The 12,261-nt window shown below is 42.5% G+C and carries 12 protein-coding genes; 10 read left to right on the top strand and 2 right to left on the bottom strand.

Annotation, left to right across the window (positions count from 1 at the left end):
• The first annotated feature begins 203 nt into the window (after positions 1 to 203).
• The 4 genes from gap to AC0VYE_RS23175 are packed head-to-tail and all read left to right on the top strand — an operon-like array spanning position 204 to position 4,852.
• Positions 204 to 1,253 (top strand): type I glyceraldehyde-3-phosphate dehydrogenase, encoded by a 1,050-nt coding sequence (gene gap, locus AC0VYE_RS23190; RefSeq protein WP_475443009.1) that lies wholly within the window; start codon positions 204 to 206, stop codon positions 1,251 to 1,253.
• Positions 1,196 to 1,408 (top strand): GapA-binding peptide SR1P, encoded by a 213-nt coding sequence (locus AC0VYE_RS23185; RefSeq protein ID WP_475443008.1) that lies wholly within the window; start codon positions 1,196 to 1,198, stop codon positions 1,406 to 1,408. Before gap ends, AC0VYE_RS23185 begins: the two co-directional genes overlap by 58 nt.
• On the top strand, positions 1,395 to 4,052 hold the full coding sequence (gene ppdK / locus AC0VYE_RS23180) for a pyruvate, phosphate dikinase (protein WP_475443007.1): 2,658 nt from the start codon (positions 1,395 to 1,397) through the stop codon (positions 4,050 to 4,052). The genes AC0VYE_RS23185 and ppdK overlap by 14 nt, the downstream gene beginning before the upstream one ends.
• Positions 4,052 to 4,852: a pyruvate, water dikinase regulatory protein gene (locus tag AC0VYE_RS23175; RefSeq protein WP_475449700.1), complete on the top strand. Its 801-nt coding sequence runs from the start codon at positions 4,052 to 4,054 to the stop codon at positions 4,850 to 4,852. The genes ppdK and AC0VYE_RS23175 overlap by 1 nt, the downstream gene beginning before the upstream one ends.
• A 63-nt stretch (positions 4,853 to 4,915) precedes the next feature.
• On the opposite strand, the gene AC0VYE_RS23170 is transcribed toward AC0VYE_RS23175, so the two are convergent.
• Positions 4,916 to 5,737 (bottom strand): MerR family transcriptional regulator, encoded by an 822-nt coding sequence (locus tag AC0VYE_RS23170; protein ID WP_475443006.1) that lies wholly within the window; start codon positions 5,735 to 5,737, stop codon positions 4,916 to 4,918.
• A 122-nt stretch (positions 5,738 to 5,859) separates the two neighbouring features.
• Here AC0VYE_RS23170 and AC0VYE_RS23165 point away from each other — a divergent pair, with 122 nt between their 5' ends.
• The 6 genes from AC0VYE_RS23165 to AC0VYE_RS23140 all read left to right on the top strand — a co-directional run bounded on the left by AC0VYE_RS23165 (position 5,860) and on the right by AC0VYE_RS23140 (position 11,241).
• Complete coding sequence (locus AC0VYE_RS23165) at positions 5,860 to 7,131, top strand: alcohol acetyltransferase (protein WP_475443005.1); 1,272 nt, start codon at positions 5,860 to 5,862, stop codon at positions 7,129 to 7,131.
• Positions 7,128 to 7,802: a DUF6320 domain-containing protein gene (locus AC0VYE_RS23160; RefSeq protein ID WP_475443004.1), complete on the top strand. Its 675-nt coding sequence runs from the start codon at positions 7,128 to 7,130 to the stop codon at positions 7,800 to 7,802. The genes AC0VYE_RS23165 and AC0VYE_RS23160 overlap by 4 nt, the downstream gene beginning before the upstream one ends.
• 139 nt (positions 7,803 to 7,941) lie before the next feature.
• On the top strand, positions 7,942 to 8,313 hold the full coding sequence (locus tag AC0VYE_RS23155) for a GntR family transcriptional regulator (RefSeq protein ID WP_076270941.1): 372 nt from the start codon (positions 7,942 to 7,944) through the stop codon (positions 8,311 to 8,313).
• A gap of 49 nt (positions 8,314 to 8,362) precedes the next feature.
• Positions 8,363 to 9,136 (top strand): hypothetical protein, encoded by a 774-nt coding sequence (locus AC0VYE_RS23150; RefSeq protein WP_475443003.1) that lies wholly within the window; start codon positions 8,363 to 8,365, stop codon positions 9,134 to 9,136.
• An 18-nt stretch (positions 9,137 to 9,154) separates the two neighbouring features.
• On the top strand, positions 9,155 to 10,480 hold the full coding sequence (locus AC0VYE_RS23145) for a hypothetical protein (RefSeq protein ID WP_475443002.1): 1,326 nt from the start codon (positions 9,155 to 9,157) through the stop codon (positions 10,478 to 10,480).
• A 26-nt stretch (positions 10,481 to 10,506) separates the two neighbouring features.
• A complete protein-coding gene (locus AC0VYE_RS23140) occupies positions 10,507 to 11,241 on the top strand; it encodes an ATP-binding cassette domain-containing protein (protein WP_475443001.1) in 735 nt (244 codons plus the stop codon).
• Between the two features lie 45 nt (positions 11,242 to 11,286).
• Here the strand turns inward: AC0VYE_RS23140 and AC0VYE_RS23135 are convergent, their stop codons facing one another.
• The gene (locus AC0VYE_RS23135; protein WP_475443000.1) at positions 11,287 to 12,255 is read right to left on the bottom strand and encodes an alpha/beta fold hydrolase; all 969 of its coding nucleotides are present in this window, start codon (positions 12,253 to 12,255) and stop codon (positions 11,287 to 11,289) included.
• Positions 12,256 to 12,261: the final 6 nt, after the last annotated feature.

Here is a 12,261-nt window from a genome sequence, read left to right as displayed (position 1 = left end):
ATGGTGTACAATCAACAAAACGAGTCGATCAAGTGGCTGGCGTAAATCGTCTTAACATTCATACTCACTCCAGTATATGACGCATATATAAAATTTAAGTAAATAATATACGATTTATGCGTCTTATATAATTATATATTGCACACTAATTATTTATATGTTATGTATTGTATAGATTCAAATCATAACAGGGGGTAATGGTAATGGAGGTTGGAGTAGGCATTAGCGGCACGGGTAGAATTGGCAGATTACTTATACGCAGAGCTTTTTCCAAAAAAATGAAAGGTCTGAGGGTTAAAGCGGTCAACTCAACCTATCCTGTTGAGACCATTGCACATTTATTAAAATATGACACCGTACATGGCATCTGGGATGCAGATGTATGTGTGCAAGATGGAGATCTCCTGATTAACAATAATAAGATTAAATATTTTACGGAAAAAGATCCGTCGCGGCTTCCTTGGAAGGAGCTGGGCGTAACGATGGCAATTGATGCGACGGGTAAGTTTACAGATCGTGAAGGTGCATCAAAACATATTGCGGCAGGTGCCGAGACGGTACTGATTACTGCTCCTTGCAAGGGAGCCGATCTTACGGTTGTGATGGGGGTTAATGAGCATCGATTCGATTCGAATCGACATCGCATTATCTCCGCAGCCTCTTGTACGACAAACTGCGTTGCTCCAGTACTAGATGTGTTAGATCAAGCTTACGGCATAAAGCAGGCATGGATGACTACGATACATTCCTACACCAGTGATCAGAATCATATGGACAATCCTCACAAAGATCTTAGACGTGCGCGCGCATGTGCACAATCCATTATCCCCACTTCAACGGGAGTAGGTAAAGCGCTTACTGATGTACTGCCGCACTTAGCTCCGCTCGTTCAAGGTATCTCGGTACGTGTTCCGACTCCTAATGTATCGTTAGTTGATTTGACTATTCGTTTAGCCAAAAAGACTTCATATGAGGAAGTAAAACAAGCTTTTGTATTTTCCGCTGCGACGAACTTAAAATCTTATCTTGATGTAGTCGATATACCGCTTGTTTCATCGGATTACATTGGAAATGAGTTTTCAGCTATTATTGATGGTTCATCTCTTATGGTGAGCGGAGACCAATTAAAGGTATTGGCATGGTATGACAATGAGTGGGCTTATTCCTGCAGAGTAATGGATTTGGCGCAATTGGCATGCAATCCACATTCTATCGGAGGTGTAGAGGGATGGAAACAAACCGCTGCAAGGTGAAAATGGGAGTGATACTCTGTAAGCATTGCGATTCAGTCATTGATACCTTGGATACTGAAAAAGTAACGGTCTATTACTTGGAGTGCGGTCAAGCCAATTGCACGAATTACAATTCCGGGAGAAAACAAGGAGGCACGAGTGATGACGAGCAATAGAGTGCTGTTCTTTCATGAAGGCAACGCAGGGATGAAGCATCTGCTCGGTGGAAAAGGTGCGAATTTAGCAGAAATGACGAATGCCGGACTTCCAGTTCCTCCTGGGTTCACAGTTACAACGGAGGCTTGCAGAGCTTATTATGCTGGAGGGCAGCTTTTGCCGGAAGGTCTATTCGTGGAAATTCGGAATGCTTTAATGTTAGTGGAAAAGCTGAAAGGACAATCATTCGGCGGGGATGAGAATCCACTGCTGGTATCAGTCCGCTCGGGCTCGGTTAATTCAATGCCTGGAATGATGGACACTATTCTTAACCTAGGGCTTAACGATGTTACGGTAGAGGCGCTTGCTCGCCAAACGGGAAACCCGCGTTTCGCTTATGATTGTTATAGAAGACTCATCCAAATGTTCGGTAACGTCGTATTTGATATTGAAGGTTTATATTTTGAATCACTGCTGCATCAATTGAAGCTAAGCAGATCTATAGAAGATGATAAGGATTTGCCGGCAGAAGCTTGGATGGAATTGATTGTTTCCTATAAACAGTTAATAGAAGCAAAATCACGCAAAATGTTTCCGCAAAATGTTTACACCCAGCTTGAGCTAGCCGTCGAAGCCGTATTTCGTTCGTGGAACAATCACCGGGCAATCGTCTATCGGAAAGCATATAACATTCCAGATTATCAAGGAACAGCAGTAAATATTCAATCGATGGTATTCGGCAATATGGGGGATAATTGCGGAACAGGCGTATTGTTTACCCGAAATCCTTCAACGGGCGCCAAGATGCTCTACGGGGAGTACTTGATCAACGCCCAAGGTGAGGACGTTGTTGCTGGCGTGCGAACACCTCTGCCGATTGCCAAGCTGGAGCAGGAAATGCCAGCAGTATTTAAACAACTTGTAGAAACAGCCGCTAAGCTGGAAGCTCATTATAAGGATATGCAGGATATTGAATTTACGGTGGAGAACGGCTCACTGTTCATTTTGCAGACACGGAATGGGAAAAGAACTGCACAAGCAGCGGTAAAGCTAGCTGTTCATTTTGCCAAGGAAGGCATACTGAAGCGGGAGGAGGCGCTCGCTCGAATAGAGGTGGAGCATTTGGATAAATTGCTTCACCGAGCGATTGATGAGGATGCTAAGCTGGATGTGCTGGCAACGGGACTGCCAGCATCGCCGGGAGCAGCTACGGGGCAAGTTGTTTTTGATGCTGACAAAGCAGAGGAATGGGTGCGCGAAGGCAGAAGGGTTGTGCTTGTCAGCGCAGAGACAAGTCCGGAAGATATTCACGGTGTAATCGCTGCCGAAGGCGTGTTAACAAGCCGTGGGGGGATGACAAGCCACGCCGCCGTTGTGGCTCGGGGAATGGGGAAGCCATGTGTATGCGGCTGCGAAGAAGTTCGCATCGATAAAGATGCGGCGTTATTCACTGCCGGTGAAATCACGGTACGTGAAGGCGATTGGATTACGCTGGACGGTTCCACTGGACGCGTAATTTTGGGCGGAGTGACGCTCAAAGAACCAGAAATTAGCGTCGAGCTGGAGGAACTGCTCGAATGGGCGGATGAAGTGCGCGATTTGGCTGTTCGAACGAATGCCGACACACCGGAGGATGCGGAGAAAGCAAGAGCATTCGGCGCAGAAGGCATCGGTCTATGCAGAACGGAGCATATGTTCATGTCCGCGGAGCGCTTGCCTGTCGTTCAAGCCATGATCCTGGCGGATACGAAGGAGGAGCGGCAACGAGCACTCGATCTGCTTCTCCCGATGCAGCAAAGCGATTTCGAAGGTATATTTACCGCGATGGATGGTTTTCCTGTAACAATAAGGCTGCTCGACCCTCCTTTACACGAATTTTTACCGCATTTGGAGGAGCTGGTCGTGAGACAGCAGCAAATACTCCTAGCTGCAAATGTTCACGAGCATGTCAGCGAAAAGCAAGCATTGGATGCTCTTATACGCAAGGTGCGCAATCTGCAAGAGATGAACCCGATGCTTGGACAACGAGGCTGTCGTTTAGGCATTCTTTTCCCCGAGATTTACGAAATGCAAGCCATTGCGATATTCCATGCTGTACTGAATTGTAAAAATAGAGGCATTCAAGTTTTACCTGAAATTATGATTCCCCTTGTGGGGCATGCGAACGAGCTGAAAGTGATGCGATCGCTCGTTGAAGGTGCCGCTAAAACGGTACTAGGCCCAGATAATGAACATATATCCTATAAAATAGGGACGATGATTGAGGTGCCTAGAGCGGCTTTAACCGCAGACAAAATTGCCGAGCATGCTGACTTTTTCTCTTTTGGTACAAATGATCTGACACAAATGACCTTCGGCTATAGTCGGGACGATGCGGAGGGCAAGTTTCTCAGTTACTATGTTGACCATGAGATATTACCCGTAAATCCATTTCAGGTGCTGGACACCGAAGGGGTTGGCCTCTTAGTCGAATGGGCTGTTCAGAAAGGCCGATCGCTTAAACCGCATCTCAAAACAGGCATTTGCGGGGAGCATGGCGGGGATAAGGAATCGATCTTTTTCTGCCACAACGCGGGATTAGATTACGTCAGCTGTTCCCCTTACCGGGTGCCTCTGGCAAGAATAGCTGCGGCTCAAGCCAAGCTGAAATTCGGAAAACAATGATGCACAATGAGCAGCAATATTTAGTCATTTGCTCTGATTCAATTGGCGAAACCGCCGAGGCGGTTGCTCAGGCGACCATTCGTCAATTTAACCCAGAGCAAGTTACGGTCAGGCGGTTCAGCAATATTCGAAGCGTAAATGAGGTTCGGCAAGTTGTTAAGGAAACGGCAGAAAAAGGTGGTTTTATCGCTTATACGCTAGTCCAGCCTGAACTGCGGGAAATGATGAAAGCAGAAGCTACACGATTTCAAATTCGCGCAGTGGACATTATGGGTCCAATGCTTCAGGCGTTCGTGGACACGTATGGAAATACGCCTAAACGACAACCGGGCTTGCTCCATGAAATGAATGAGGATTACTTTCGGAGAATAGAAGCGATGGAGTTTGCGGTCAAATATGATGACGGTCGGGATGCCCGCGGCATGCTGCAAGCCCAGGTCGTTCTGATTGGCGTATCCCGTACATCAAAAACGCCGTTAAGTATCTATTTGGCGCATAAAGGCATAAAATCCGCGAACTTGCCCATCATGCCAGAGGTCAACCCACCTATGGAGCTATTCAAAATTCCAAGCCGCCGCATCATTGGACTTACGATGGATGCTGAGCATATTCTTAATATCCGTACGGAGCGGTTGAAAGTGCTTGGACTTCCTACGGGGTCTCAATATGCAACATTTCAGCGTATCATAGAAGAGCTGGAATACGGGCAAGCGTTAATGAAGCAATTAGGCTGCGTCATTATCAATGTGACGAACAAAGCGATAGAAGAAACGGCTGGACTTATTATGGACTATATTTAATCTTACAAAAAACGGGACTGTCCCTTAAGGTCTATGACCTTGAGAGACAGTCCCGTTTGCTTTTTACTCTGAACAGGGCACCAATAACGCTTGAAGCTCATATACCCATTGAAAAATGCCTGTAAAAATAACGGATTGGACAATAAATGCTAGTTCAGCATCATATTTCGTTTTTGCATCGGTTATCATATTTTGCATGGCCAATGCTTTTTGATCTTCGGAGCAATAACCATAAATATACGTTCCGGCTGGCAATACGGCCATATTGTCTGCCTCAGCAGGCCACTTTTCACAGACAGCAAATAGAACAGAATGGTTTTCAGACTGCTTTTTCTCTAAAGTCGTCAATATAAACGCTGTATGTTCGAAAATAAATGAATCTCCCTCGCCGTCACTGCTATATTGCAGGAGCAGATCTTGCAGCTGCTGGAAATTTTCAATGCTCGGCTGCTGGATAGAAGGAAACGTTAAGATCATTCTTTTCGGAATTTGTTTGCACGAAAAAATATGATCGGAAAGCTGCTCGGGTACTAGTGTCGTGCGCGTTTCATACTGTTCTCTTAAAGCTAAAAGCAATTTTTTAGTATGTTGTAGTTGTTTGATTTCCTGGTCTATTTTATCTTCAGTCGCTATCAGACAAGGAATAATATATTCATAATGGTCATTTGCGAACAACTCTTTAATATCGTTCAAAGGCATACTTCGTTGTTTGCAAAAGTTGATCACGTTCAGATAAACCAATTCCTCATCTGAATAATAGCGATAACCCGTGAGAACATCTACTTTTGCAGGCTTCAACAAGCCAATTCTGTCATAATGCCGTAAGGTTTCTATGGTCGTGCTGCTTCGTTTGGCAGTTTCTCCGATAGAGTAGTATGTCCTCATGTCAATCTGCTCCTATTGACTCTTATGTTACACAAGAGTTTATGATTTTCATTGTAAATAAATTCGATTGATTATACAAACAAGAGCTAAACAGCATGAATCTAGAAAGGAAGAAATTCCAATTGAACAAATGGTATAAGCTCGATAATGCTGCAAAGCTTTTTCCATCCGTTACGAATACAAAAAACACTTCTGTTTATCGCATTTCAGCCGTATTGAAGGATAGAATAGATGCTGACGCCTTGCAGAAAGCGGCTGATACCGTATTTGATCGTTTTCCGATGTTTACCGTTAAACTACGTAAAGGTGTGTTTTGGAATTACTTGGATGAAAATACGGAGAAAATTGTGATCGAAGAGGACGAGCAGTATCCATGCCGGGATATTGATCCGAATACGAATAACGGTTACTTATTTAAGGTTTTATATTATCAAAATAGAGTATCGATTGAAGTTTTTCATTCCCTTACGGATGGCAATGGAACCATTGAATTTTTAAAGTCACTTTTATACTATTACCTCATATATTTGGGGAAAAACATCGATCCTGAAGGAAAAATTTTGCTCGCGGATACTGGAGTGGATGTGCTTGATATGGAGGACAGCTTTCGCAGGTATTACAAGGATTGTTATGTTGAACGAGTGATAACGAGCAAATCTTATCATGTTAAAGGTACACGCTTTGAGCACTTCGGAAACAATGTGGTGCACGGCGTTGTTAGCGCTTCTGCATTGAATGCACTTGCCAAGCAAAAGGGCTGTACGATAACAGCGTATTTAACGACATTGCTCATTTACTCTATTTATCAAACGAGGATTAAATTCAGTGAGCAGAATGCGCCGGTGGTCATATCAATTCCAGCCAATTTACGCAAAGCCTTCCCGTCGCGGACGCTTCGAAATTTTTTTGGCGTTGTAAATATCGGAATAAAAGTAACCGAGGACGCTTCATTTGATGAGCTCATTATTCGAGTGAATGAAATGTTAAAGCAGAAAACAGGAAAAGAAAATTTGCAAAATATCATTTATAACAATGTAGCGCTCGAACGCAACAAAGCTACTCTTTTTATTCCTTTGTTTCTCAAAAGCTGGTTTGTTGATTTTGGTTTTCGCACACTAGGAGAAAGCAGAAGAACGATGACGTTATCCAATGTTGGCAACATCATTTTGCCGCAGCAAATGTATGACTATATCGACGTTATTGAGGCTGTAGTCTATCCATCGAATAAAAGCCCAGTAAGCTGCGGCGTCTGTACGGTTAATGATAAGCTGACGATTACGTTTACAAGAAGTATTGTAGAAGCCGATATACTGCAATGTTTTTTCTCTTATTTAGCGGATCAGGCTGGGCTTGACGTGAGAGTATATTCAAATGATTGGGGGAGGAAGGGATGAGGTTATGCAATCGATGCAATGTGAGTGTTGACGATCAGCACGACTATTGTCCGTTATGCTCGAGGCCTCTTGGGAATCGCGGGAATAGTGCGTCAGAGTACCCCTCCTATGCAAAATTACATCAAGAAACAGCCGTATTTACACGTACAAAGCTGTTTTTATTTTTAACGATATCGGCTATTGTACTCTCGATTACGATTAATTTATTAACCTTGCAGCTTAATCCTACATTGTGGTTTGCGATTGTGACGACCGGGTTAATCTATGCATGGGTGATCGTAAAAGATACGATATTGTCAAAGGCACATATCGGAAAAAAGATATTGTTTCATTACGCGATTTTAGCGCTTTTTTTACTCGTAATCGATATTTTTGTTGGGTTTATGAAGTGGTCAACCACCTATGCCATTCCGCTCTTTGGCATGGCAGCGACTTTTATGATGACTCTGCTCGCCATTATAAAAAAATCGTTATGGCATAATGATATCGGTTATTTATTAGCGATGTTTTTCATCAGTCTATGTCCTGCGATTTTATTTATTTTTCAATTAGCGGATGTTATCTGGCCTAGTGTGGCCGCGATTGTGTACTCATTGCTCACGATCATCGGCATGATTATTTTTTCGGATCGGCAATTTAAAGAGGAAATAAAGAAACGGTTTCATTTTTAAAAGGTTTAGAAAGGTTTATTTCATATCATTGAAGAGGAGGGGCAGATTTCAAAATCATGCTCCTTTTTTTGTTACATATTGACAATTAAATTGTACTAGTGCAATAATACAACCAAGAGATAAGGCAGGTGATGTGTACGTGCTACATTTTTATGAATTAAAGCTTAACAACAAAGAGCCCGTATACGTGCAGGCCGCATTGTATGTGAAGAGGCAAATATTGCTGGGGAAGGCTGAATCGGGAGATAAGCTGCCGTCTAGGCGAGAAATAGCTGCACAACTGAACATCAACCCGAATACAGTGCAAAAGGCTTTTAAGCTTATGGAGGATGAAGGTTATGTTCGCACGAGCAGTACGCTCGGCAGTGTCATTTATGTAGATGAGGCGATCTTAAAGCAAATTGAAGCTGAGCTGACAGATGAGTTAGTGAAAGCGTTTATTGGCTCCGCTAAGGAGATTCATTTGTCGTTCCAACAAGTCATCTCCCTCATTAGCGAGCGTTGGGAATAGTTTTTTTGGCGTATCTGTACTACTACTATAATACAATTGAGGTGGTATCATGAGAACCTTTTATCGACTGCTGCAATATGAATTTTCAACCTGGCTGAAAGCGATCTTGCTGCTTTGCACAGCTGTAATCGTTATTCCACTTTATCTGCTCCACATGTTTGTCAAAGACTATGGTGAATATACCGTTCACGAGCGTTATGAAAATATTTATGCCTCTTCAGGCTGCATCATCATATTCCTTCTATGCATAGCAGCAGCATGCGGATTTTTCTTAAAGACGATTTATGCAGGTTATTGGGGCAGTAAAAGTATATACATGTTTTTATCACTGCCTGTAAGGCGTGAATCGATTTATTTTAGCAAAATCGTTGTTTTTGTCATTTGCTTGCTCATGCTGCTCGGGTCGCAGCTAATTAGCATAAAGCTTGGATACGATGTGGTATCGGCGAAGTTTGCAAGCTATGGTGAAGGCCGCTTTTCGATGACAAATGGACTTTTTTTAGCGGTTATCCGTTCTGATTTTTTTCGAATCATCATGCCATTAAACCTAAGCAGAATCTTATCAACAGCAAGTATTTTAATTATGATCACAACAGCTCTATATTATGGTGCTTTATGCGAACGAAGCAAAAGGTACTGGGGTTTTGTCGCTATTGGAGCCGCGGTTATCGTGGCAATTAAAGTACTGAGCTATCGAATGAGTGAATCCTACTCTTATGCAGCACCAAGTCATTTGTATATTAGCAGTTCAATTATGCTTATTTTAAGCGGATTTTTCATATGGCACAGCATCAAGCTGATAAAAAAAGCAGCTATCGCTTAAGAAAGGGATGGGATCGCTATGAAAAAGCTGAAAAATCATGCAGTTCTCGTTGCATTAATTGCAGCGGTAGCTGTCATAGGGATAATGTCCGGCAGTATCTACGCGAAGAAGGATCAAGGGACATTTTATTTAAAAGATTTGCAGGGTTCACGCCAAGCGATTGAGGATACAGTCATAAGTGGAGAGCTGAAGGATGGGAGCCATCGGACTAGCTTCCGTATTGAGAAAGGCCAAGTGAATACGAGTACCGTGTTATTTGAGCAGATGCAGCAGCAAACCCCAAAACGATTTATTCCGGGAAATGCTAAATTAATGAATGGCATTGAATATGATATTTCAAATACTGGTCCGCTTTTTGAAATTGTTGCTCGTGATCGAAGGAACACGATTCCCATTCCTACCGGTACGGCAACGGTTAACCCGCCTGTTCATTATAATAGAGCGGATCAGAAGGATAACAGCGTCACTTATACGAATGCTCTTGAATATGGACTTGCCAAAATTGGCGATAACGTATATTTTACATTGCCAACGACAACGCATTACACAGGAGAGAACGGAATCTATGAGTTAAAGTTTTCAGATAATTGGGGTTATCGAGGCATAACCGGAGACAAAGGGCAGGAGCCGCGTACCGTGGCAACCTTCAGCCTGGATAAAAACAAAGATAATCCGAATTCAAGCATTGAAATTCTTGGATTAGAAGCCGTTGGCAGCAGCTTGGCATTAATTGCAGTTGAAGATAACGAGCTTATTATTCGTGTATATGACAGCGTCAGCGGGAAGCAATTAGGTGAGACAATAGTTCCTCATTTTTACTTGGCAGGACGGGATCGAGCGAGCTCATTCAATAATCCGAGCGGGGATACCTATTATGAAAACTATGAAGCATTTAGCGATCACGATCAGAACATGCTAAATCTGAGTTTTAGCCGGTCCTCTTCCGCAGAGGATGCTGCTGCCAATAATAATAACAAAACAATGTTTAGTTTTCATTTATCGAATGAAATGAAATTAAACGAAACGATAAAAGAAAGCTTTGCGGACGGAGAAGAGGACAATTTCAGCGGTATGCTCGCGATGAGCTATCGTAACGATAAGTTATATGTCGTCAAGACAATGAGAAGCAAGCCTAAAGAAGGAAGTCAGTTTCAATATGATATTGTGCTTCCTAAACGATTTATAATTTATGTGTATCAAGCCTCTACATTGCTCTACAAAGGCGAGCTTATGACTGATCTGAATGACGATAATATTAGAGCGATGAATCTATCGCCGCTGCCAGGCGGGTTTGGATACAGCCAATCAGAGTATAGGTATTACGATAACCTCAAGATTGAATAAAAGGTTTGCAGGCAGGAGGGGCACGGATGATCGAGCTGAAATATGTGGAAAAGCGCTATTCTGGAAGCAGTGAGTACTTATACGTGGATAGCTTAACGATAAACAAAGGTGAAATCGTTGGTATTCTTGGCGGTAACGGCAGCGGGAAAACAACATTGCTGAAGGCAATTATGGGAATTGGAGAAATTCAGAATGGTACCATAACAGTAGAAGGCAGACCAGTAACGGAGCAATATGACAACATTGCATTGATTACGGAGGAAGGCAGCTTCCTTCCTGATCTGACACCCGTTCAGTATGCAGAGTTTTTGGCTGGCTTTTTCCCTAGATTCAATAGAAAACATTTTGACAAGCTGATCAGCTTCTATGAGCTTGAACCGCAGCAAAAAATCAAAACATTCTCCAAAGGGCAAAAGCTGAAGCTTGAAATTTGTGCGGGGTTTGCTAAGGAAGCAAAATATATGCTGATGGACGAACCTTTTCAGGGCAAAGATATGTTCACTAGAAAGGATTTTTTAAAGCTGATGGTTTCCAATTTAAAAGGCGATGAGACGATCCTGCTTACGACACATTTAATAGAAGAAATTGAGCATGTCATCGACCGTGCCATTATTGTTCATAAGGGCAGAATTAAAGCGGACTTTTATATCGACGAGATGAGAGAACAAGGCAAAAGTATAAGTGATGTCATGTCTGAGGTTATTGGCTACAAAGAGAATAAATATAAGGAAGCTTTGGATGATTCATTTCCCGAGAAATAGTTGAAGATGGTTTCTAGTAGGAATGCCATAGTATTAAAAATAGCTTTAATTATTATTAATTGTGTTCACTATTTTTTGCAATACTTCTTCTCTATTGGACCAATGAATGTAATGCTCAGAATCAGAAATGGTTTCTTGCTTACTAAGGCTGGACCATTGTAAAAGCTGTCGCTGCACTTTCGCCCATTCGCCTCCGCTATCTGAAGATAAAATAAGCAGCGGGGTGTCTTTTAAGTAACCGCCATCTAATACAGCACGAGCATTCTCATTTATATTTTTTATGAGACTCAAATTATTGGACTCTCCAATATGATTATAATACATGGCTAAGTCAATGGCTTTCCATTCGATTGGGAGCCGTTGATTACGTATGTTCTCAGCGGTAAATGGAAGTAAAACGCCTATATTTCCTAAAGCTCTAGCTATCCCAGTTACACGCAAGCCTGCCATAAAGCGATTTATCAAATAAGGCTGCAGCTCCCCGGCATTTGCATAATATTCAGGGCTGCCGCCATCTAATAAAATGATGTGCTCTACTTCATCAGGGTATCGTTGTGCAAAACGAAGCACCTCTAAGGATGCGAGCGAGTGTCCAATTAAAACGTAGGGCGCGGTTTCTTTTGATTTATTAAGCAGTTCATGCAGTTCATCAACTAATGTATCAATCGATCTAGGGATATGTGTTTGCTCGCTCCAACCAAAACCAGCATGGTCAAAACTTATGGTTCTCGCATATTGTTGCAGTTCGTTTTGTAAGTAGTAAAAATCGGTAAAAGCATTAGGTGTTCCAGACCCAGCAACAAAAACAATGGTTCGGCTACCAGCAGTACCAACACTGTATACGTGCATGTCATGCGAGTTTATCGTATATCGATTTCCTGGCGGCAAAAACATATGCGATTCTTTATTCATCATATTGTATTGCCAAATCCCTCCTATTAATAAAAGGAAAACAACGGACACTACGATTTTCATTATGATTTTTAATTTTTGTTTACGAGATTTTTTGTTCATGGCTGA

It is taken from the genome of Pristimantibacillus sp. Z349TD_6, assembly GCF_056173205.1.
Note: the sequence above shows the minus strand (reverse complement) of the source record. Positions and strands in the feature narration are given on the sequence as shown.